Here is a 22496-nt window from a genome sequence, read left to right as displayed (position 1 = left end):
ATGCTGTTGTTCGGCTTTTTCGGCGTGCTCGGCAGCGACCCCGGCTTCTCGAAAATCGCCGCGATCTCGCTGCTCTCGCGCCTCCTCTATCTGACCTTGTCCCTGATCCTCTCACCCGGCGCACGCCGAACTGCACGCGACGCAGCCCAGCTCGTCTTCCGTTCGCTCGAGGCGCGCAGCGCCAGCAGCACGCACGTGCCAGCCATCAGCTCGGGATGATTGCCTCCCTTGTCTTTGGTCGCACATCCCTGTGGTGGATCGAGCCGGCCGACCGAGTCGCCGAGCCGGGTCGCCGGCGCGAAGGTCAGCGCGCCGCGGCGGGCATCGCCGCCCAGCGCCAGCCGGTCCAGCCCCGACAGCTCGGCCGGGCGGATGCCCAGCCGTGCCAGGCGCCGATCGAGCAAATAGGCGCCCAAGCATCCGGGAACAGGTGAGCGCCCCGGTCGAGGGGATCTGGATCGTCCTTCATGTCTACCTGTGATGCCGCTGCCGGCCTACCAGAACCCGCGTACCGCAGCGTCGGATAGCCGCTTGCCTGGCGTGAGCCCGCTCTCGGTCTTGAAGAACTCGAACAGCCTTGCGTCGTCGGCCCAGCCGCTATCGTTGGACTCGGCGGGCAGGCCTAGCTGCTCGGCGAGCGCAATCCGCCATGCTTGTGGGGTCGCTGCCTTGTCGGCCTGCGCCTCGAGCGTACGCAGCCGCCGCACAGTCAGTGCGGTGCCGAGCGTCTCGGGCGGCCAATGCGCTTCGTCCGCGCCCCATTGCAGCCAGCGCAGCATATCGGGCCAGCGGAGGGTCAGCGCGATCCAGCGGGCGTATTGCTCCGCGCTTGGCGGCTGCCATGCGGTCTGATTTTTTGCGCGCGCCGCCTTGAGCGTAAGGTAGAACCGCGCGAGATTGACCATCCGCTTCATCTCGCGCGGGTTGCCGACTGAGAAGTCGGCGATCCGCCGGATAATCGCGCCGACATCGCGACTCTCGACGAACGCCTCGACATCGGGATTGCGCTCTGATGCTGCGTCGCTCTGGCTATCTGAGGACGCCGCCAGCGATGGCGTCGGCGCGGGGATCGGCCCGTCCTCACCGTCGGGGATGTCGGGCGGATCATCGGCTGGAATGGGTGGCACTATTACAGGTGCTGGCGGCGGGGCGACCGGCGCCTCAGGCTCGCCTGCCAGCCAGGCGACGTAGCGATTGAACGCGTCGGCATCGCTGGGCGGCAGGGTGAATGGCAATTGCACGAATTTGTCCATGAACCGCCAGCCAAGCGGCACTTGCCGCTCGTAGCGAGGCAGCTTCTTGCGTACATCCTCATGCGCCTTTTCGAGCGCGGCCGCGACCATCTGGGGATCCATGCCGATCACGAACATGCAGCGATACTCATCAGTCGCGAGTATCATGCTCACGCCCTCGACCACGCTCGCCACCTTGCCCGGGCTGCAGCGGTCGAGATCATCGATGAAGATGACAAGCGGAGCAGCGCTGCCATCGGCTGCCTTTTGCGGCACCACCTCGAGCACCTTGCGCAGATCAGCATGGGCATGGTGAAGCTCGCCGACGCCCTTGTCATAATCGGGCACCTTGAGGATGTCAGCGAGGCTGAACTTGGCCGGCTCAGTCTTGGTCTTCTCCTTGACGAAGAGATACTTGCCGATCAGGAGCAGCGACAGCGCCGCCTGCACGACCAGCGCCCCGACATAGCCATTGGCGCTGCCGAGCCCGATCAGCTGCTGAGCGAGGTCCGGCAGCGCCGGCCTGGCCGCGCCGAGCGCGAACAAGCTGGCGACCGCGGCGGCGCCGCCAAGGACCAGCGCCTTGCTCTTGCCCCAGAACAGGCTTGCGACCCGGTCGTGAACGCGCTTGCGAATGATGCCATCATCGATCCGCGCCAGCTGCAGCTTGAGCAAAAACTTCTCGCGCTCGACCGGCGACAGGCGCTGTGCGGTCTGCGACACGATCGCGTCGACCAACCCTGCCCAGAGCTGATCGGTGGTCTCATACTTCCAGGCGTTGAACCAGATCGTCCAGCGGCGGCTGGGATCAGCGGTTTCGCCGGAGTCGATCGCGATGCCCTCGCGCTTGTCGAGAAGGTCGCCTAGCGCGCCTAGCGTCAGCCGCTTGGCGTCGCTGAGCAGGTTGGCCTTCTTGTAGCGCTCTCGGAGCTTCTTCGGATCAAGCCTTTCACGCAGCTGGTGCATCAGCGTCGACTTGCCGCCCCCCCAGGGCGCCTGGATGCTGACGCTCAAGGGCGACTCGGTCTGGCGGTCGATCAAGAACTTGTGGATCGCCTCGGCATAGCGAGCATAGTCGAGCCGGTCGTCGCTCCCGGCGACGTCGTTCTGAAACCGCGTCGCCACGCGACCCACTCGGGCGTCGCGATATTCCTCGAGCAGCTTGGTCGCCTCGATCTGCATCGCCGCCAGGATTTTGCGCATCCGCCCCCTGCGCTGGTCGAGCAGCGCGGTCACGACATGGTCGATCGCGACCGGCTCGTCGCCAGGGCCGGCCAGCGTCTTGGCCGCAGCTAGCACCGCGGCCACATTGGGGGTTGGGGGTAAGAGTTCGGATGGCGGGTCGAGCAGCGGATCGGGCTTGCGGTCGTGCTTGAAATAATCGCGCCACGACACCGCATAGTGTGCGCGGCCAAGCTGCTGGACCGCGGCGGCGAAGGTCTCGGCCGCGCCGTCATTGGCGAGCGCCGGCGCAGCTGCCGCCGAGCTGCTCTCGGCCAGCGCGAAAAAGACCAGGCTGGTCGAGACCTGCGTGCGCTTTGGCTCAGGCAGCGGCGCGAGCAAACTGGCGAGCTCCAGTAGCGCCGTCACTGCCGCCGTACGCGGCAGCTGATAGGCGTCGGCGGGATTGCTGGGCGGTGGTGACGGAGGTAGTGCCGCTTTCGCACTGGCGTCATTGCCTGCGCCACGCGGTGGCGCGCTCAGCTGCGAAACGGCAATGGCGACCGCGGTGTTGATACGGTTGCGCACCTCGGCCGGCATGCCGTTAGGCATCGCAATCTTGGCCGTGGCGCGTCCGTCGCGAATCGGCGGGTGGCGTACAAGCTGATCGAGCAGGATACGCGCGCTGGCCTCGTGGCTAAGCTTGGCTGTGCCGGTGCCCATCAGCGGCAACCAATAGCTCCTTGCCCTAGCCAGCTCCGGATCGGCGAGCGCTGCTGCGAGGTTGCGCTCCAGCGCGACCTCAGCGCTGTCGCTTGACACTGTCACCACATAGCAGATCAGCCGCTCCGGGGTGCGCTGGATCGCATAGCCCTTGGCGAGCGCTCGCGCGTCCGGCAGTTCTGGCAGCCTCAGCTGCTTGCGGATCTGCCCGTTGAGCGTGCCCGGGGTGCCATGGCTATCGCTCGGCAGGAAGATCAGGTCGCCGCTCGCCTTGGTCGAGACACTCGCAGCGATCGCCGCTGGCCCGCCGCCATTGGCGGCAGACGGGGGCGGTGCGGGCGCATCCATCAGCTGCGTATCCTGCTAGGCGCAGGGCTAGCGTGAAAATGCGCAAGATATCGCTGCTGCACGATTGCTCCCCCGACAATCACGCGTTGGTCTAGCATCACCGAGTACGGCTCGAAACCGTTAATGCTGCTCAGATGGCGGGCGAGGAAGTGATTTTCTTGTTGGTATTTTCTGCCGGTGCCGCATCGTGACTTGGGTGCCTTCTACGGGCGACCATGCCTGGAAGTACATGACGCGGCGCTGCCGCCCAGCCGAATCTGCGCATCCCAGGCGCAAGCGGTCCTTTGCGGCGGTGAGCGGTTATCCCGGAGAACCGGCACGACTTGGAAAACAACAAAATATAACATTAGCGCTTGATTTGTTGTATTTTGTTGTTATTGTCGCCTTGTGAAGACGATCCGCTACAGCCTCGCAGCCGACCGCGCCCTCTCCCGGATGAACCCGGTGCAGGCCGCCAAGATCGAGGCGAAGATCGAGCAGCTGGCCGATGACCCGGACAGCCTCGCCGGCAACGTCACTCGTCTTCGCGGCACGAGCGCTCACCGCCTTCGCGTCGACAACTACCGGGTCATTTTCGACGAGGACGGAACCATCCTCGACATTCAGGCCATCGGCCACAGACGAGAAGTGTACGGCTAGGGGCGCGGAGCGCGTCCCATCAGTCGCGATAGAAGGAAAAAGACTATGTCCACCTACCAGGCCTTCACCGCGCCCGACGGCACGGAAATGGTCATCATCACCCGTGAACGACACGAAGAGCTGCTTGCCGCCGAAGAGGACGCCGAGGATCTCGCCGCCGCCATGAACGGCCGCGAGTCCATCAGCCGCGAGGGCAGCATCCCTCCGGAAGTTTCTGCAGATGTCCGCGCCGGCAAGAACCCGGTTTTCGCATGGCGTAGGTATCGCACGCTCACGCAATCTGCGCTGGCGCAGCGGGTCGGTGTAACCCAGGCCGCGATCGGTCGGATCGAAGCGGGGCCGGCGGGCTGCGGCCGCGACGACACCCTCCGCAAGATCGCGGACGTGCTGGAAGCCCCGATCGCGCACATCAACCCCCCGCCTGAGACGCCGCGCGACAAGATGCGGAAGGCGATGGCAAACTCGATGGAGCCTGCCACGGGCCGACTGATGAAGCCCTCGCGCGCCAATGCGCTCGCAGATGCTGATTAGGACGCTCACGCCAGCTCCTCGAACATGCCACCCGGCGCCGCCACGGCGGTCGGATAGACAGGATAGTCGTCCGGCCGCTCAAGCCGGCGCCGGCAGGGCGCTATCCAGCGGGCGCGCGTGTCGCCGTCACCGGCCTTCACCTAGACGAGCCAGGTGTACGCGGTAGTGGTCGAGGCCTCGGTGCCGGGCTTCTCGGCGAGCGGGTCGATCTCGCCCGATCGTACCAGCCGCCCGCGCAGCATCACACGCGCTCAACGAAATGCAGCTCGTAATCGGGCGGCCGCTTCGAGAAGAGGCGCGCATAGCGCCCTTCGCCCTCGATAAAGGCGCGGCGTACCAGCATCGCCACGCCCACGCGCGATCGATTGATCCCGTTCGAGATGAATTCCTCGGCCAAGTTGAACGGCGGATTCCCGACGATCAAATCCACCATCGGCTCGAACCGGCCGATCAAGGCGAAGTCGAGCATCTCGGGCTCGTCGTCGAGGCTGTCCGTCGCCTCGCTACGCTGCTGCATCACGGCTGACGAGCGGTTCTGGCTTTTCATGCCTGCACCGATTGATTGTCGGACGAGTAACGACCAAATATTCAGCCATGACAGCGAAAGTAACCTTCGAAGTTCAACCTGACAGCGATCGACTCGCAATCCCCGAATGGATGTGGGGCAAGCCGCTCTCTTTCACTATCGACCTGATCACGCTCGATAGGCTGTACGGCCCGGTAGGAAACCTGAGGCCGGACGAGATTGTGCGGCTGAACATCGGAGAGATTCAACTCCACGCCCGTCGGAAGGTCCGCCGCCTTGCTGAGCGCCCCACGGAGCCCGTTGCCCTGACCTACGATGACTTTCTCAACTGATTGGGAATTAACACCATGCCCAGCCTGACTGACGGCAAGCGCGATGATTTTCTGAGAGCCGAGGCCGTCTTTGGCCTGCGCGCGGTGGGCATCCTTCTGGAGGCCGGCATTCTCCGCAGCGCGAGCTATGGAGAACATGGCCTCAAGAAACTGAAAGAGCTTCTCGACGAATTCGAGAGCCAGATGCCAGACAAGCTGTTGCCGGCCGAACGCGCCGACTTGGACTTCATTCGCGAGCGTTTTCGTTACTGACGCGGCCATACCTCACCCTTAGCGTCCAAGCCCACGTCCCCGCCCGAAGTCGATCCCGTGGTTGAACGCCAACTCCGCTCCAAGCCGGCGACCGCTGTCGATCGTGATCCCGAGTTGCTTCTTTCGTGCGGCGAGTATCGACTCCATCTGCGGGTCACGTTCGAGGCTCTTCACCATCCCTGCCATCTCGCTCTGGATGGCTTTGCGGCCCGTTACGTCACCCGCGGCATAGGCGCGCTGAGATTGCTTCCGCAGCTTGTCCCAACGTGCGACGAATTGGTCGGCGCGGTTCGCCGGGTCGGCTCGCATCTCGGCCACCAGCGCCATAGTGCGGATCGCCTGTTGCGGTCGCCCTTTCGCAGCCTCGTCGAGCATCGTGCGGTCGACGTTGAACACGTTCTGCAGGTCGCGTTTGATGCCAGGGCGCAGAGCCTCCATTTCAGCGACGGCCTTGTCGAGTGCGACACGCTGATGCGGAAGCTCCGAATAGCCCTCGGTTCGCAGGCGCAGGATATCGGCAGCCGCGCGGGCAACGCTCACGACAGACCGCTCGAACGGGTTTAGCTCGGACACATCCGGCGTCACGCGGAGCTTCAGCCCGGCAAACCGGTTGCGCGCTGGCTGCTGCACTTCCGTCCGTTCTGGAGCCGGATAATCCGCAGCCATGTCTTTGCCGCGCTCGCGCGACAGCGCTTTGGTCAAGGCATGGCTGTCGGCAAAGTCGTCGCGACCATAATGCAAATCGACCCGGTCACGATGCCGCGACAGCGCGACGTAGGCGGCATGCCGGTCGAGGCCGGGCGTCGCCAGCACGTGGACACGGTCGACGGTCACGCCCTGCGCCTTGTGGACGGTCGCGGCGTAGCCATGATCGATGTTGGCATAGTCCTTCACGTCGAATGCGATCGAGCGGCCGTCGTCGAGCAGCACAGCCATGCGTGCCTGGGTAACCGACTGCACTTGGCCACGCGTGCCGTTCTTCACGCCGAGGCTGCGCTCGTTGCGCAGGAACATCACACGATCACCGGGCGCGAAGTCCCGCTTCCCACGCTCGGTGGTAATCGCCACGTCTTCGCCAAGCGCGCCCTCGGCGCGCAGCCTGTCGCGAGCGGTCGCATTCAGCGCGCGCACCTCGTCATTGGTGTGGGCGAGGATAATGCGCGAGGCGTCCGGCGCCTCCGAACGATCCCGATCCCAGCGATCGATCAACTCGGCGCGTGCGCCGTCTCGCGTCTCAGCAACATGGATGCGGTCGTGCCGCGCATACGCGCCGATCGCTTCCGCGGTGCGCTCGGTCGCTAGGTAGCGCGTGGCGTCACGCTGCCAATCCTCCCGCTGCCGGCGGATCTCGGTGATCTCGACACTGCCATGCCGCTCGGCAGTCGTCCGGAACGCGGCGCCGGCCTCGATCGCCTGTAGCTGCTCGGGGTCGCCAACCAGCACCACCTTGGCGCCGCGCTTTTCCGCTTCGGTAAGTACGCGCTCCATCTGGCGCGTGCCGATCATGCCGGCTTCGTCGATCACCAGCACGTCACTTTTGGTGAGCAGTTCGCGCCCCTCGGCCCATTGATGCTCCATGCTGGCGATCGTCCGCGATGCGATGCCCGAGCCGCTCTCCAGATTCTCGGCGGCGATGCCGGACAGCGCCACACCATGCACCGAATAGCCAGCGCTCTCCCACGCCTCGCGCGCGACCCCAAGCATCGCCGACTTGCCGGTCCCGGCATAGCCGATGACCACGCCAAGCCCCTGGCTCCTGGTGATATGGTCGAAAGCGCTGCGCTGCTCGCTCGACAGCGTCAGTCCGCGCATTTCAGCGCGGACGAGGGCGAGCTTGCGATGCTGCTCGTCCATGCCGTGTCGCCGCCCCGCCTCCAGCCGGACGGTGGCACGCTCGAGACGCTTCTCGGTCTCGACCATCTCGCGGCTGGTGAAGCGATCCTGGCCGCGCCCATCCTTGCCGAGCCGTACCAGTTCGGGCGATGCGCGCACCGCCGTCATCACGCGGTCGAACTGCTCCTTTCCCTCGCTATGCCGGTGCGCGAACATGGCGAGGTCACGCGTCGTGAACGTCGCCTGGTTGTGGGTGATCGCGTCGAGGGCGATGCGCGGAGCGGCGATGATCTTCGCGCCGTTCGATCGCGCGATCTCGCGATGCTCGTCGACGCGTTCGAGTTCGAGCCCCTTTGCAGCCATGCGCGACGCTGCCGGGCCGATTTTGTGTTGGGGCTCGAGGTCGACACCTTGCGCTTCAAGGCTGCGGTGATCGATGCGCGCATCGATATCGAGTTCGGCGAGCCGCTGATTGGCGTGATCGGCCCAGCGCTCGCGCCATTTCTCCAGCAGGTCGGTACGGTTCCAGTCGCGGTTCTTCTTGCCGAACCCGCTCTCGTCGACGTCGCGCAGGGTCAGCATGACGTGCGCGTGAGGCTTCGGCTCGCCATCGGCGCCCACATCCCAGTGCACATTGAGATCGGCGATCATCCCGCGTGCGACGAACTCCTGGTCTACGAACTCGCGGGCCAGCCGAACGCCTTCGGCCAAGTCCAGCTCGCGCGGAATGGCGAACTCGACTTCCCGGGAAAGCTGCGCGTCCTTGCGCAGCTCGGCCGCCTCGACGGCATTCCAGAGCTTTTCCCGGTCGGCGAACTGCTCGGGCGCACCGTCCGGCAGCATCACTTCGGAGTGGACGACACCCGCCTTGTTCGAGAAGTCGTGGTGGCGGTCGAGCCGCTGGTCGTGCAGCCGCGAAGCAGAGCGGTAGGCGGCGGACGCAAGCGCCGATGACCCGTTGGCGCGGGAGATGATCTTGGCCGAGAAGTGGTAGATCGCCATGGCGGCAATCCATTTACACTATTCAAGCGACGTTGGCACAACGTATAAGCGCGCCCTCAAAAGATTTCATCTTCTTCGGGACGCATTCGTCCCACGATGTTTCATGCTATTTATGCTGTTCGTTCGCATCGATAACTAAGTCACCCTCACCCCGCAACTGAGGAAGCGTCATGCGCAAACCACGCGACTACGAATCGGAGTTGAAGGCGCTAGAGCAGAGAGCCCGACAACTGAAGGATCGCAAGCTGCACCAGCTGGGCGAACTGTTACTTGCAACGGGTGCCGATGCGCTCCCGCCGGAGCATTTGGCCGGCGCGCTGCTGAGCGCCGTCGAGAGCACGGACGCCGCAATCAAGGAGGGCTGGCGCAAGCGCGGCGCCGCCTTCTTTCAGGCGGCACCGCGCGGTGCTCGACACGCTAACAAGAACGAGCATCGCAGCGCGCCGGACAAGAGCAGCGAGGTGCCGGCTTCACGCCAGGAGCGCGCGTGATGACAAGCGAATCTGGGTGGTGAAGCGACGCGAGCGCACCCGGCAGTTGATCGAACTCGGCGGTTTGGTCGCCAAGGCCGGGCTGATCGACCTGACCGACGATGATCGCGCGGTGATCTTCGGCATTCTGGTGACTGCCGCGGCGATGCTGCGGAGCGATGATCGAGAACAGGCCCTCACATCGTGGCGCCGTCGTGGGAAAAGAGAATTCAGCCAATCGGCGGACAATTGATCACCAGCGTTATTGCATGGTCAACAAATAGTCCCCAGCCGTCAGTCCGCTTTTTTGGCAGCCGGTACGCCGGCCGGGAACGGTCGCCTTTTCGGTGGTTAGCCGACGTTCCGTCCGAGTAGCACTGCTTCGGCTCGCTGCCGATCCATCAACGCCTTCAGCTCGACAGCGAAGTTCGCCGTGTTGGAATAGTTTGTTCGGAACACGGCCTGGCATTGCCGCCGCGTATCATGATGATCCGCTATGCGAACGATCACATCAAGATCACCGGTCTTGTTCGCGGGCAAAATCGAAATGCCGACAATGACTTCGTAATTGGAGCCGTCGCTGTTGCACTGCCCCCATTCCTCGACGAACGGGTTCGCGGGCGAAAACGGATAGGCATCCAGCTTCTGAGACATCTCTTTGACGTTTTGCCATTGCACCCAGAACCCACCACGACCGGTGAACGCATCCGTCTGGACTGATACCGCTAGCCAACCGAAGTCGTCGTGGGGATCAGAACTAAACTCGTAACGCAATGTCAGGTCGGCGGTCATGGTACCCTTCTACGCGACCCGAGCCGTGTCCGCTATTCGGCGTAAGCTGCCGATCCCCGGCTAGGCGGCGGCGCTTCGCTCGAGCGCCGCGATGCGCTCTTCGCAGATCACCTGAACGGCTTGGCCGAGAACTTCGACACGCTCCCCGAGCCATGCGAGTTCCTCTTCACTGATGCGATAGTGCTTCGAGTAGCGGGCCTTCACATAGGCTTCCTTGAGCTTCTCGAATCGGGAGCGGTCGGTGCGATTGTCGCGCGGCCAAGCGTCGACCAAACGCGGGTCGATTCGCTCGGCCTGCGTGCGAAGAAAGCCGAGATTGTGCACGTGCGGCGTGTAGAACGTGCAGACCAGTAGCACGCAGTGATACAGGCGCTCGGTAGCCTGATGAAGGTCGAAGGCGGCCTTCTTCAAACGACCCCTTGCACGGGCATCACGACATCCTTGCATGAAGTCTTCAGCGCTGGGGAGCCATTCCTGGAAATACTCCCTTGCCATGGCCAATGCCTGAGCCGGCGTTTTCGGTCTTGGCTCGTGAAATTCGGTGTCCTCGCTCTGGTAGAGCGCGATGCCATCCCGCGCGACATCCATGAAGAAATAGCGCCCGTGCGCCAGCCCATCGTTCACCTCGGCGAGCGTGTGCACGATGAAGTTGACCGGCGTGCGCAGCGTCTTGGTGATCGCCAGCTCGCGGTTCAGCCGCTCCTCGGCGGTGGACCAGAACTCCACCCGGTCGGTCAGCTTGTCGTGATTGACGATGATCAGCAGGTCGAAATCGGACTGATAGCCCTTGGCGGTATGCGGCTCGTCGACCCAGCCGCCGCGCGCATAACTGCCGTAGAGGATGACCTTGAGGATGCGCGCCTGCTTCTTCCAGTCCGAGGTCGCGATTGCCGTCGCGTCGCCGAACTCCTCGAACAGAATCTGGACGACGCGTTCCAGCTCGCGCTGCTTGGCCGGGGGCAGATGGTCGAGGTCCGTGCGCATGGCGAAACGATCCTATCGCAGGCCTGCAGAAAAGCACAGCCGCGCGAGGCGAGCCTCGCGCGGCGTGAATGCGGTTACCAGAAGCGCCACCATCGGAGCGGCGGACGATCCACGTCGAGGGTGATCGCGAACAGCGCCTGCGCCAGCAGCTGCTCGACTTGGCCCACGCTAAGGCCGGTACGCTCGGCGATCTGCTCGTAGCTGAGATCTTCGAAGCGCGCGGCGCAGAAAACCGCATGCTGGTCACGCGGCAGCCTGCGGATCGCACGACGCAGCCGCCGGAGCGTGCGGGGATCGGGATGCTGGATCATCGGAGGTCTCCCTGACAGGAGGAAGCTGGCGGCCTCGCGACCGCCAGCATCGATCACGCGGCGACGCGCAGCGGCAGCGGTTCAGGCGCGGCAGCGATGCCCGCGACCTTGTTCGCCCGGGTGACGGTCGGGACGCCGCCGCGCTCGGTGTAGGCGGCGGGCGGGAACGCCATCCACTTCGGCACCCAGCTTTCGACCTTGGTCCGCCCGTTCTCGCCGGTCAGGCAATCGCGGATGATCCGGCGCTTCACCTTGCCGGCCGCACCCTCGTTCGCGCTCCCAACCGTCTCGCCCGCGACATCGGCCAAGACGCAGCCGATCACCTCGCGGTCGCGGATCAGGTCGAGCAAGGCGTCGTCGCCCTGCCAGACCTTGGCCATGTGGGTGCCAAGCAGCGGTCCCAGCACTTCGATCAACGCCGTGCCCGCTTCCAGCGTCTCGCCCATTACCACCGCCGCCACATCGAACAGGGCCGGATCGGGCAGCTGGAGCAACCGCACGAACAACCCGGCGACACCATGATCGCCGTCATAGCCACCGCTGACGGTCGGGGTCTCGGGATCAAAGCCGAGCAGCGCCAGCACCGCCCGCCGCTTCTCGTCGAACCGAGCCTCGGACGCGCAACCCTCCACGCTCTCGGCGACAGCGTCGGTGCTCGCCCGCTGCGTCTCGATCCGGACATTCCACAGCGGGGAGCCGATGATGGCGTGCGCCACCATCAGCCGCAGCGCCACGAAAGGCTGGCCGATCAGGTCCGCGCGCACCGCCGCGTGTCGATGCAGATCGACATAGTTCTGGATGGGCGCGCTCGTCTCGGGCCGCACCGGCTTGACCAGCCCGTCACCGAGTTCTGCCATCCGCGCCTCCTTGCGGGTGACATAGCCCTCATGGACGGTCACCTCGCCGCGCGACCCGACAGCCAGGAACACCTTGCCGCCCTTGCGCTTGACGCAGCGCTCATGCTCCCAGCTCTGGAACGCCTCGCCAATCGGCAGCACGATCACCTCGCGCCATCCCGCCTCCCGATAGCCTTCGGCCTTGGCTTCGATGGCCACCGTCTGCGCCGCCCAGAAGCTTGCGGCGTCGGCGAACCAGCGATCGTCGCCGAACAGGTCAGAGACGATCTCGCCCGCATAGCCGGTCAGATCGAACAGCGCCGCGCTCACCGGGATGGACGCCCCGCCGAACAGCCACGCCTTCAACTGGTGCCCGGTTGGGCAATGCACCGCCGGATCGTCGAACAGCACCAGCCAGTCGCGCTGCCGGACCTTGGAGGCGAGGGTCAGATGCCGCACGGTCCCAGCATCGATATCGCCCTTGCGGTAAAGCCCACGGATGCGGGGCAGCAGGTTGCCGAGCGCCAGCGTTCGCTTCACCTGCAATTCGGTCAGCCCGAAGGTGAGCGCGATGTCCTCGGGGGTGCGCCCCTCCTTCACCAGCCGAGTGAACGTCTCCCACAGCGTCACTTCGTCGGGGTCGAGCCGCGCGACATTCTCGATCAGCGAGGCTTCCAGCGCCGCCGCATCGTCGCCCGCCGCGATCACCGCGCAGGGCAGCGAGTCCTCCCCGCCACTCTCCTCCGCGATAGCCAGCGCCGCATGGTAGCGCCGCTTACCCGCCACGATCTCGAACCGCTCCGCCTCCGACGATGGCCGCACGATCAACGGCACGAGCACACCCCGCGCCCGGATCGACGGCAGGATGTGCGACAGGTCCGGCTTGCCCTTGGCCCGCATGTTCGCAGGCGAGACGAACAGATTGGCGATGCCGATATGCTTGAGTTCCATTGTCCCTACTCCTGAAAACCACCGCAACCGGCGCCGGAATGGCGGGGGTGGGCGGCAGGAGTGACCGGCAGTCCCGTGCAAGCGGCGGGCAGCACCCGCAGGGCCGCAACGAAGAGGAGGACCCGGCGCAGCCGGGTTGCGGCACGCCGCGGCGGGACTAGAGGGAGCGACGCCCACCCCCGCCAGTTCGAGTGCCGGAGGCAAAACGCCGCGCCGCGCAGCGGCGCGTCCGCAGCCACTCAGCGCGCAGCGCTGCCCAGCGCCAGCGGCGCTGCACAAAGGAGGCTCTCTCGAATCCGGCCGGCCGTCGCGGCGGCGTGCGCGCGCGCCCGTGGGCCAGCCGTCGCCACGCCCTCCGGCCGGATCGAGCGCGCCACGCGGAAACCAAAAACGATGCGAACCCTGGCGTCTCCGCAGGAGCGCGTCAGTGTGCGCTCACCTGGTCCCCGCGTTCCGCTCCCGCCGGCTTTTCGCCGGCACTCGCGTCAGTCGATCGCGACCCGAACGGGCCGAGACGCCGCAGAGCGACTCGGCGCCGCCACGCGGCGAAGAGCGCGATCACGCCGCAGGCGTGAGACGCCCTGACACGTCAGCATTCGAGACCTTGGCCGCGATTGGCCGCCGCAGGCACCCGGTGGCACCAGAGAGGCTCTTTTCGCGTCCGGTGGGCAGGATCAAAATCACCCAGGAAGCACCTCCCCGGTGTATCAGATGCAAGGTGGTCCCAATGCAGACCGACGCCCCCGACCGCATTCTCCGGATCAAAGCCGTTCTCGAGCGCACCAGCCTCAGCCGCTCGACCATGTACCGGAAGATGCAGAACGGCACCTTCCCCAAGAACATCCAGATCAGCACCCGCTGCGCAGGCTGGCGGGAGTCCGCGATCATCGAGTGGCTCAAGAACCCGATGTTCTACCAACACCACGATGGCTAGCCTGCACACCGACTTCCGTCGCCCTGTGGGCCGCCAAATGCAGTGTTGGCGAGGAAGGCGAGCTGAGGCACCAAGGCCTCCGTCCTGACGGAGAGTCGCATGTCGATCATCGGAGGCACGGGTTCGACCTGGTGGCCGACGCAGCAGGCGGAAGTGCGGGTCAGCCGCGCGCAGCTGTACGATCTCGCCTGGTCCGCGCCCATCCGGCAACTCGCCGCCGAACTCGGCATCTCCGACCATCGGCTGACCACGGCACTCCGGAAACATGGCATCCCGCTTCCGCAGGCGGGCTATTGGAACAAGCTGCAGGCCGGCAAAGCGGTGACGCGAACACCGCTGCCGGCTCGCAAGCCAGGTCAGGACAGCCTCCTGCTGGTCCATGGCACGCTGGCGGATCGCTTCCGGGAGGATCAAGGTCCGGCCGTCAGCCCGGACGGCCCGTTCGCCAGTGACAACGTGCCTGAAGATCTCGATCAGCTGCGCGCCGACGCCTTGAAGCAGGTCGGCAAGGTATCGGTGCCGCGGAAGCTGGAACGACCCCATCGTGCCTTGCAGACGCTGCTGCGCCGCGACGAGCGCCGGCTCGACAAGATCGCGACATCGACATTTCCCAAGTGGGAACTCGCCACGGTGTTCGAGCAGCCGGAGCAACAGCGCAAGCTGCGGATCGCGGACTCGCTGATGCAGGTGCTTACCCGCTTGGGGCACCATTGCGAGCTATGGGGTGAAGAACCCGGCTTCCGCGCCACGATCGGCGATCATCAGGTCCAGGTCTATGTCCGGCACCCGGGCGAAAGCTCGGCGACGCATCGCCGCCACGGCGACCCGTTGCCCGCACCCCCCAAGGCGCCTTTGCGCGTCGAGTTGACCGCCGCGCTGCCCGAGGGCTTCCCGCGAATGTGGGAAGACGGCGACATCAAGCTGGAGGCGATCGTCGCCGATATCGCCGCAGCGATCATCGCCGCGGGCGAAGCACGCTACCGACTGAGCATCAGGGAGCGACTGAAGCAGCAGGCCGACATGGAGGCTTGGCGGGAGGAGCGCCGGCAGCAGGCTAGGGCAAAGCGCAATCAGGAGCGTCTGGCGGCTCTGCATCGCAGCGCCGAGCTGCTGCGCACCGCGCAGGACCTGCGGGCCCTTATTGCGTCGGTAAGCGCGGCGATCGAGGACGGACGTCGCGATCTGGACCCTACCGTGCTGGTCGAGTGGAAGCAGTGGGCGGCGGCGGAGGCAGACCGGATCGATCCGGTAATGTCAGGGCAGGTGGACGAGCACTTGGTCGTCAAGCCACTCAGCACCTAGCGGCGCAAATGCGCGAAAGCTGGCTGTGCATTTCGAGCCGACGTTCCGCCAGGCGCTCGACCCGGCGATTCGCTTCACGACGGTCGCCATTGCCGAACTGCGCTCGAACTGCGGCAGCGATCGCACGCTTAAGCTCTGTGTCGAATGCCTCTTCAGGATCGCCTTCCATGCCTATTCTCACCGCGCTCTCCCTCTCGATCAGACCTCTTTTTCAGGTTCGCCGAACTTTCGATCAAGAAACTCAGCTAAGCTGAAAATCAACAAAATGCAGCATTTTCAACATTTTAGTGAGTTTCACCATGCGAAGGGGCGGCCCAGGATCAAAACCCGATCAAGAAACGCGGTCTAGGCCCAACTTGGGAAGTAGCCCGCCCGCGGATGGTCCGGGTCCGCGGGCTTCAAATAGCCTTCCTTCATAGCCTCTTTGATCACCGCCGAAATCTGAGCGGCGTTGCGGCGATCAACGCCGAGCCGGTCGCAGAGGGAGGCGTTCCGCATCTTCTCGCCCTCAAGCCACTTGATCACCGAGTGCTGGTATGCCGCGAGGACACGTTCGCCGGGGGTCATGTCGGCGAAGGGCCGGGGACCATAAAGGATTACGTGCAGCGATGCTTCCGTGGTCTGAAACACAGGCGGTGGGAGGTGCAATTCCTCGATCGCCACGACCACCTTGTCCAAGCCGCTTCCTTGCTCCTCGCACAGACCGATACGGCGCATGAATGCGCCGATCGTCGGGTTGCGAGACCGAGGGGGCAAATCGATCATGCGGTCAGCTTCCACCAGCGGCTGACCTGGGTTCGTGATCTCAAGACGATCCTTGAATAGGGCGATCTGCGGGCCGGCGCCAGAGATCGTCATGTCCTGGTGGATCAACGCATTTGCGATCAGCTCGCGGATGGCGATCTGGGGGAAGAGCGGAACCGCCTCTCGAAAAGCCGGACCGATATGTTCGGTCTTGGGAAGCAGACCGTCGATATATTCGACCAAGCCCGAGAAACCCGTTGCATATCCCAGCCTGCCATCCTGCCGGTGCGTGACGGTAGCCGCCTTGTTCTTCCCATCGTAGGCAACGAAGCGAACCGCCTTTCGCGATACGGCCTCGTCGAACTTGCTGAGGTCGGTGGCAAACAGGATCGCGCCGAGGTTGGTGATGTTCCAACGCCCACCCACATCGCCCGTGATGAACCGTTCGGCTTCGAGGCGCTCCAAAATGGCGGCCCGACCATCTGGCAGCTTCTGCCCCGTGAGCCGAAAGTAGGCGGGGTAGTTGAGCAACTCCAACACGGCATCGGCATCAACGAACGTCTTTGCGTTGCCTGCCTCCCAAACATAGGGCCGTAAATTGGTTATGAGCTTCTGATAGCGTTCCGGATAATCGGAAAGCTTGGGAGTCGCGTTGCCGACGCGCAGATAGGCCGTGCCAGAGTATTCGACGGGGGCAATCGTGGCGGCGGGTATCTCCAGCAGCACGACCCGTCCCTCTGGATGATGGACGGTGCGAAACTCGAAAGCGGGGCTCGGCTTGAGCAGTTGCGCCAAGCGGAAAACGAATGCTTGCCCGCCGACTGTCTTCGCATCCGGATCGAAGGTCGAGCTTACGATGCGTCCGGTGCCATCCTCGATGCCCCAGAGGATGTAAGCGACCTCCTTACCGATCGAGCGCGCACCATTCGAGAGCGCCGACACAAGCTTGCCGATCATCTCGGGGTCGTCGTTGTTGTGCTTGAACTCCACGCACGCATCTTCGGTTCGCGAGCGACGCAGCTCATCTACCAGCGCCACGTCACGCTCGATTAGTGCCATCAAACCGCCAATCTGAACCTCGGAAACGAGGCCTACATATCATGAACCGACTGATTGTCAGCCGGCGACGAGAACTAGAGCGAGGTCATTTCAGGCGCCAATGGAGGCGCAGTTCCCTCAGGTCAGACCGACGCCACGCCAGACCAGTCCAGTCCGAACCGTGCAAGATACTTGCGCAGCCGGTCGGCATCGTTCGCCGATGTTCGGCGGGCTCGCGATGCCGCGAAGAGCGCGCGGCCGGCCTCGGACAAGGACCGACTGCGCCGACAGGTCCGGATCGTCTCGGCGAGCTGCACGCGGTCGAACGGATCGATCCCCGCGAGCGCCTCGGGCGCCAGCACTTCCGCCAGGATGTCCAGGCCGTCGGCGCGCTGGCCGGACCACAGGCGCTGCAGACGCTGCATCTCCGCCTCGACACATTCGACATCGATGCGGCCTTTGGCACTCAATGTCGCCATGCGCGTGATGCTGGCCGCCAGATCGCGAAAATTGCCCGGCCATAGCGCGTCCGGTCCGGTGGCGAACGCCAGATAACGCTGGCGCGCCTCCTTGTTGAAGGTCGCGCGATCGCCCTCCCGCTCGGCGAAACGGTCGAGTTCGTAGGCGAGATTGGGCTCGATGTCCTCGCGCCGTTCGGCCAGGCCGGGCAGCTGGAAGGTCCACAAATTGAGGCGCGCATAGAGGTCGTCGCGGAACGCGCCCAACGCCACCGCCTCGCCGAGATCGCGATTGGTGCCCGCGATCAACTGGAAATCTGAGGCCGCCTCCTTGTCCGAGCCGACGGGCAGGAAGCGCTTGTCCTCGATCGCGCGCAGGATCATCGCCTGCTCGTCGAGCCCCAGTTCGCCGATCTCGTCGAGGAACAGCATGCCCTTGTCGGCGGCGCGCAGCAGCCCCGGGCGATCCGCGACGGCGCCGGTGAACGCGCCCTTGCGATGCCCGAACAGCGCGGACATCGCGCCGTCGCCCTTGAGCGTCGCACAGTTCACCTCGACGAAGGTGCCGGCGATCTGGTGCTTGAGGCGCTTCAGCTCATAGATGCGGCGCGCGAGCTGGCTCTTGCCCGCGCCGGTCGGTCCGGTCAGCAGGATCGGCGCCTTGGAGCGATGCGCCACCCGCTCGATCTCGTCGATCATCCGGTTGAACGCGGCGTTACGCGTCTCGATGCCCGACTTGAGGAACGACGTGCTCTCTTCGGTCGCGACCGCGAAGCGTGTGGCGATGCTGTCGTAGCGCGACAGGTCGAGATCGATCGTGTTCCAGGTTCCGGCGGGATTGATGGAGCCGCGCTCGGGCTGGGTCTGGAGCAGCCGTCCGGGCAGGTAGCGCGCCTCGGTCAGCAGGAAGAGACAGATCTGCGCGACGTGCGTGCCGGTGGTGATGTGGACAAGATAGTCCTCGGCGTCCGGATCGAACGGCTCGGCACGCGCGAAGTCGAGCAGCTTGCCATAGACCTCCTCGAAGTCCCACGGATCGCGGAAGTCGAGCAGGCGCGTCTCGACGCTGGTCTCCGGCGACACCGACAAGATGTCCTCGGTTACATACTCCGCCAGGCGCCGATGCGCGGTGCCATGGATCAGGATCAGCCGGTCGACCCGCAAATCGTCGTGCATCGTCAGGCCGACGGTCGGTCGCCACTTGTTCCAGCGCGACGGTCCGAATTTGCTAGCATCCAGGGTTGAGCCCAGAAATCCAATCACGACGAGCGGCTTCATCCTTATACCGTAGGATAAGTTGATATAGCTGTCGATACGATCTGGGCGCACGGTGGCGCGCAGCAACTCGCCTGACACGCGGCTATTTCAGAATAAAGTTCTTATATCCCAGCGCGATAACTCGTCGTCCGCAGCTCCCTTGTCGAACTTGGCACGGCTCCTGCTCTTCTCGTTGGTGTCGAACGGAGCGGTCGAACCTCCGAATGACAAGCAGCGAAGGGGGGGCCGGAATAGGCCGGCCGCCCCAGAGGATTTCACAGGGCGTAGCTCAGGCTGCGCAGAGCGCCCGCCTTGGGAGCGGGAGGTCGCAGGTTCAAATCCTGTCGCCCTGACCAGTTGAGGAGTTGGACGATGGCCAACAAGGGACTTTTCGCTTCGGCAGTAGCCAAGCTGTTGCCGCGTGCGGACACGCTGAACCGGGAGCAGGCGCCGGCCTATGCCTATGGGCCGGAGCACAAGCTCGCACAGCTCGCTGCGACCGGCACGCTGGCCGACAATTTCTACGGCGCGGCGGAAACGCAGCTGGCCGAGGTGCTGGACGCGGCGCGCGCCTGCGACTCCTATTTCGTCGCCCAGTCTGCCATCTATGCCCGTCAGTCGGGCGCGATGAAGGACATGCCGGCGTTGCTGGCGGCGTACCTTACGGTCGCCGATCCGGATCTGGCGATCGCGGTGTTCAACCGCGTGATCGACAACGGCCGCATGCTGCGCAACTTCGTGCAGATCATGCGCTCGGGTCAGGTTGGGCGGACTTCGCTCGGTTCGCGGCCGAAGCGGCTGGTCCAGCGCTGGTTGGAGCAGGCATCGATGCCGCAGCTGATGGCTGCGGCGACGGGCAAGGATCCGAGCCTTGCGGACGTGGTCCGCATGGTGCACCCCAAGCCTGCCGATGCAGCGCGGCGCGCCTTCTACGGCTGGCTGATCGGGCGTCCTTACGACGTTGCCGCGCTGCCCGCGGAGATCGCCGCGTTCGAAGCGTGGAAGGCTGACCGGTCGCTTCCGCTCCCGCCCGTGCCGTTCGAATGGCTGACTGCCTTCGAACTGACTGCGGAGGACTGGGCCGTTCTGTCGACCCGGATCGGGTGGCAGGCGCTGCGGATGAACCTCAACACATTAGCGCGCAGTGGCGCGTTCGGTGTGGCGGGCGTCACCGATGCGGTGGCTGCTCGGCTGTCCGACGGTGAAGCGCTGAGCAAGGTTCGGCCCATGCCCTATCAGTTGATGGTGGCGCTGGGTCAGACCGGCGAAGGCGTGCCGCTGAAAGTCCAGGCCGCATTGGAGGATGCGCTCGAGCAGTCGCTGGTCCTGGTGCCGAGCGTGGCGGGCCGTGTGGTCGTCTGCCCCGATGTGTCGGGGTCGATGAGCTCTCCGGTGACGGGCTACCGCAAGGGCGCTTCGTCGAAGGTGCGATGCATCGATGTCGCGGCGCTGGTCGCGGCGGCGATGCTGCGGACCAACCGCGATACCCGGGTGCTCCCGTTCGAGCAGGGCGTGGTGAAGGTGCAGCTCGACGCCAATGCTCGCGTCGCCGTGAATGCGGCGAAGCTGGCGGCGGTGGGGGGAGGCGGGACCAATGTCTCGGCACCCCTGGCTCTGCTCAATGCGTTGCGCGAGGAGGTCGATCTGGTGGTCATCGTCTCCGACAATGAGTCCTGGGTCGATGCCGGGCGGAGCGGGGCGACGGCGACGATGCACGAGTGGAACGCGCTGAAACGCCGTAACCCGGATGCCAAGCTCGTGTGCATCGACATCCAGCCCTACGGCACCACGCAAGCGGCGTCGCGGGCGGACATTCTCAATGTCGGGGGTTTCTCCGACGCGGTGTTCAACATGATCGCGCGCTTCGTCTCCGGCGAGACGCGCGACTGGGTGAGCATCGTCAGCCAAGTGGAGGTGTAAATACTGAAAGGCCGTGGCGAATGCCGGGCGGGACTACATCCAATTGTCCGATCCGTTGGGGATGCCCGGAAGCAATTCCGGTGCGAGGGTTCGATACCCTTCGGTGGCCGAAAGGCCTGTCTCGCTCCCTCTCGTCGCCACGGCCCGACACGAACGTCACGGCGAATGCCGGGAAGGACTACATTGGTAATGCGGGTGTCGCGGGTTCAAATCCCGCCTGTTCCGAAAGGTGCAGTAGCTCAGCCTGGTTAGAGCACCGGGTCCTTCGGGGCCGTCCTTCTCACCCTTGTCGCCGTGACCCACCTCACGCTGGCGAATGCCGCGATGGACTACATCCTGTCACGATGTCCCTTTGGGGGCTGTCCATCGCATTTCTCGTCGCCGGAACTGAATTAGAAGCTGGCGAATGCCGGCGGGACTACAGGTCAGAGCGCCTGCCTTCGGGCAGGAGGTCGGCGGTCCAACTCCGCCTCCAGGAAACTGGATGGCTCAGGGAAATGTCTCGCCAATGCTTGTCGCCGGCAACGGCCGACGCGCGGCGAATGCCGACGGGACTACATTGGGAATGGAGGTTCGAATCCTCCCGGTCGCAAGGCCGAATGTCTCGTCAATCCGTCGTCGCCGCGCCGAGGCTGCACTGATACGAATTGCGAATAGGAGGTCGAAATGACCGAAGCGATGTTTGACTACCAGCACGTCGAAGGCGGCGTACCGATCAAGATGTGGACCCGCGGCGTGCCGGTCGAAGACGGCGCACGGGCGCAGCTGACGCGCGCGGCGCAGATGCCGTTCGTGTTCAAGCATGTCGCTGCGATGCCCGACGTCCATGTCGGCATCGGCGCGACCGTGGGCTCGGTGATCCCGACCAAGGGCGCGGTGATCCCGGCGGCTGTGGGCGTCGATATCGGCTGCGGCATGATGGCGGCGCGTACCTCGCTGATGGCGAGCGACTTGCCCGACAATCTGGAGGGCATCCGTTCGGCGATCGAGCAGGCGGTGCCGCATGGGCGTTCGGTGGGGCGCAGCAAGCGCGACACCGGTTCGTGGGGTTCTCCGCCGCCGGCGATCGTCGAGGCCTGGGCAACGCTCACGCAGCGCTTCGATCGGCTGACCGACAAGCATCCGCGGCTCAAGAACACGAACAACCTCGTGCATCTGGGCACGCTCGGCACCGGCAATCACTTCATCGAGCTGTGCCTCGATGAGGAGCAGCGGGTGTGGGTGATGCTGCATTCGGGCTCGCGCGGCGTGGGCAACGCGATTGGCACGTTCTTCATCGAGCTGGCCAAGCAGGACATGCGCAAGTGGCACATCAACCTGCCCGACGAGGACCTGGCCTATTTCCCGGAAGGGACCGACCATTTCGACGATTATGTCGAGGCGGTCGGCTGGGCCCAGGACTTCGCCGCGCTCAACCGGCGCATGATGATGACCAACGTCATCCGCGCGCTGCGTGGGCAGATCGCCAAGCCGTTCGATGCGGAGCTGGAGGCGGTGAACTGCCACCACAACTACGTCCAGCGCGAGAACCACTTCGGTGAGAATGTGCTGGTCACCCGCAAGGGCGCGGTACGCGCGGCCAAGGGCGTTCTGGGCATCATCCCGGGCTCGATGGGCGCGAAGTCGTTCATCGTGCGCGGGCTCGGCAACGCTGAATCGTTCGATAGCTGCAGTCATGGTGCGGGACGCGTGATGTCGCGTACCGCGGCCAAGAAGCTGGTGACGCTCGACGAGCACATCCGCGACACTGCGGGCGTCGAGTGCCGCAAGGACGAGGGCGTCATCGACGAGACGCCGAAGGCGTACAAGCCGATCGAGGCCGTGATGGCGGCGCAGGCCGACCTGGTCGAGATCGTCCATACGCTGAAGCAGGTGGTGTGCGTGAAGGGCTAAAGCTCTCGTCCGCTCTTGGCGCACACC

The 22496-nt window shown here is 64.8% G+C and carries 21 protein-coding genes and 1 tRNA gene; 13 read left to right on the top strand and 9 right to left on the bottom strand.

Translation table 11 applies throughout. From position 1 onward, the window contains the following. Complete coding sequence (locus tag AC3WJI_RS13175) at positions 1-219, top strand: hypothetical protein (RefSeq protein WP_492757729.1); 219 nt, start codon at positions 1-3, stop codon at positions 217-219. A gap of 275 nt (positions 220-494) precedes the next feature. Here the strand turns inward: AC3WJI_RS13175 and AC3WJI_RS13170 are convergent, their stop codons facing one another. Further along, complete coding sequence (locus AC3WJI_RS13170; protein ID WP_492757728.1) at positions 495-3464, bottom strand: KAP family P-loop NTPase fold protein; 2970 nt, start codon at positions 3462-3464, stop codon at positions 495-497. A gap of 387 nt (positions 3465-3851) precedes the next feature. Between AC3WJI_RS13170 and AC3WJI_RS13165 the strand changes: the two genes are divergently transcribed. Then, a complete protein-coding gene (locus tag AC3WJI_RS13165) occupies positions 3852-4103 on the top strand; it encodes a type II toxin-antitoxin system RelE family toxin (protein WP_492757727.1) in 252 nt (83 codons plus the stop codon). 45 nt (positions 4104-4148) lie between these two features. Next, complete coding sequence (locus AC3WJI_RS13160) at positions 4149-4634, top strand: helix-turn-helix domain-containing protein (protein WP_492757726.1); 486 nt, start codon at positions 4149-4151, stop codon at positions 4632-4634. A gap of 241 nt (positions 4635-4875) precedes the next feature. Here the strand turns inward: AC3WJI_RS13160 and AC3WJI_RS13155 are convergent, their stop codons facing one another. Beyond that, positions 4876-5181: a hypothetical protein gene (locus AC3WJI_RS13155; protein WP_492757725.1), complete on the bottom strand. Its 306-nt coding sequence runs from the start codon at positions 5179-5181 to the stop codon at positions 4876-4878. A gap of 47 nt (positions 5182-5228) precedes the next feature. Here AC3WJI_RS13155 and AC3WJI_RS13150 point away from each other — a divergent pair, with 47 nt between their 5' ends. Both AC3WJI_RS13150 and AC3WJI_RS13145 read left to right on the top strand, forming a co-directional pair. Further along, positions 5229-5492 (top strand): hypothetical protein, encoded by a 264-nt coding sequence (locus tag AC3WJI_RS13150; RefSeq protein ID WP_492757724.1) that lies wholly within the window; start codon positions 5229-5231, stop codon positions 5490-5492. 15 nt (positions 5493-5507) lie between these two features. Then, on the top strand, positions 5508-5744 hold the full coding sequence (locus tag AC3WJI_RS13145) for a hypothetical protein (protein WP_492757723.1): 237 nt from the start codon (positions 5508-5510) through the stop codon (positions 5742-5744). Between the two features lie 18 nt (positions 5745-5762). On the opposite strand, the gene traA is transcribed toward AC3WJI_RS13145, so the two are convergent. After that, on the bottom strand, positions 5763-8579 hold the full coding sequence (gene traA, locus AC3WJI_RS13140) for a Ti-type conjugative transfer relaxase TraA (protein ID WP_492757722.1): 2817 nt from the start codon (positions 8577-8579) through the stop codon (positions 5763-5765). Positions 8580-8749: 170 nt separating this feature from the next. Between traA and AC3WJI_RS13135 the strand changes: the two genes are divergently transcribed. Further along, positions 8750-9070 (top strand): conjugal transfer protein TraD, encoded by a 321-nt coding sequence (locus AC3WJI_RS13135; RefSeq protein WP_492757721.1) that lies wholly within the window; start codon positions 8750-8752, stop codon positions 9068-9070. A gap of 16 nt (positions 9071-9086) precedes the next feature. Further along, positions 9087-9302: a conjugal transfer protein TraD gene (locus AC3WJI_RS13130; RefSeq protein ID WP_492757720.1), complete on the top strand. Its 216-nt coding sequence runs from the start codon at positions 9087-9089 to the stop codon at positions 9300-9302. Positions 9303-9400: 98 nt separating this feature from the next. Here AC3WJI_RS13130 and AC3WJI_RS13125 read toward each other — a convergent pair whose 3' ends face one another. The 4 genes from AC3WJI_RS13125 to AC3WJI_RS13110 all read right to left on the bottom strand — a co-directional run bounded on the left by AC3WJI_RS13125 (position 9401) and on the right by AC3WJI_RS13110 (position 12923). Beyond that, entirely contained in the window at positions 9401-9841 is a 441-nt protein-coding gene (locus AC3WJI_RS13125; protein WP_492757719.1) for a hypothetical protein, read from the bottom strand. Between the two features lie 60 nt (positions 9842-9901). Then, a complete protein-coding gene (locus AC3WJI_RS13120) occupies positions 9902-10825 on the bottom strand; it encodes a HEPN domain-containing protein (protein WP_492757718.1) in 924 nt (307 codons plus the stop codon). Positions 10826-10899: 74 nt separating this feature from the next. Then, positions 10900-11136 (bottom strand): sigma factor-like helix-turn-helix DNA-binding protein, encoded by a 237-nt coding sequence (locus AC3WJI_RS13115; protein ID WP_492757717.1) that lies wholly within the window; start codon positions 11134-11136, stop codon positions 10900-10902. Between the two features lie 53 nt (positions 11137-11189). Continuing rightward, on the bottom strand, positions 11190-12923 hold the full coding sequence (locus tag AC3WJI_RS13110; protein ID WP_492757716.1) for a ParB/RepB/Spo0J family partition protein: 1734 nt from the start codon (positions 12921-12923) through the stop codon (positions 11190-11192). 727 nt (positions 12924-13650) lie between these two features. Between AC3WJI_RS13110 and AC3WJI_RS13105 the strand changes: the two genes are divergently transcribed. The 3 genes from AC3WJI_RS13105 (at position 13651) to AC3WJI_RS13095 (ending at position 15508) form a co-directional block, all read left to right on the top strand. After that, positions 13651-13857: a helix-turn-helix transcriptional regulator gene (locus AC3WJI_RS13105; protein ID WP_492757715.1), complete on the top strand. Its 207-nt coding sequence runs from the start codon at positions 13651-13653 to the stop codon at positions 13855-13857. 99 nt (positions 13858-13956) lie between these two features. Next, positions 13957-15159: a hypothetical protein gene (locus tag AC3WJI_RS13100; RefSeq protein WP_492757714.1), complete on the top strand. Its 1203-nt coding sequence runs from the start codon at positions 13957-13959 to the stop codon at positions 15157-15159. 25 nt (positions 15160-15184) lie between these two features. Further along, entirely contained in the window at positions 15185-15508 is a 324-nt protein-coding gene (locus AC3WJI_RS13095; protein ID WP_492757713.1) for a hypothetical protein, read from the top strand. Here AC3WJI_RS13095 and AC3WJI_RS13090 read toward each other — a convergent pair. Together AC3WJI_RS13090 and rtcR are read right to left on the bottom strand one after the other, a co-directional pair. Next, positions 15505-16962: an ATP-binding protein gene (locus AC3WJI_RS13090; RefSeq protein WP_492757712.1), complete on the bottom strand. Its 1458-nt coding sequence runs from the start codon at positions 16960-16962 to the stop codon at positions 15505-15507. The two genes, AC3WJI_RS13095 and AC3WJI_RS13090, sit on opposite strands and share 4 nt — an antisense overlap. A gap of 122 nt (positions 16963-17084) precedes the next feature. Next, positions 17085-18677 carry an RNA repair transcriptional activator RtcR gene (gene rtcR, locus AC3WJI_RS13085; protein WP_492757711.1) on the bottom strand — a complete coding sequence of 531 codons (1593 nt, stop codon included), beginning with the start codon at positions 18675-18677 and terminating at the stop codon, positions 17085-17087. A gap of 257 nt (positions 18678-18934) precedes the next feature. Here rtcR and AC3WJI_RS13080 point away from each other — a divergent pair. The 3 genes from AC3WJI_RS13080 (at position 18935) to AC3WJI_RS13070 (ending at position 22469) form a co-directional block, all read left to right on the top strand. After that, positions 18935-19012: transfer RNA gene (locus AC3WJI_RS13080), tRNA-Pro, on the top strand. 16 nt (positions 19013-19028) lie between these two features. Then, positions 19029-20576: a vWA domain-containing protein gene (locus AC3WJI_RS13075; RefSeq protein WP_492757710.1), complete on the top strand. Its 1548-nt coding sequence runs from the start codon at positions 19029-19031 to the stop codon at positions 20574-20576. Positions 20577-21242: 666 nt separating this feature from the next. Further along, the gene (locus AC3WJI_RS13070) at positions 21243-22469 is read left to right on the top strand and encodes an RtcB family protein (RefSeq protein WP_492757709.1); all 1227 of its coding nucleotides are present in this window, start codon (positions 21243-21245) and stop codon (positions 22467-22469) included. Positions 22470-22496 lie beyond the last annotated feature (27 nt).

The organism is Sphingomonas sp. FW306-1B-B10E (assembly GCF_058782005.1).
This window is presented reverse-complemented; position numbering and strand designations above follow the sequence as displayed.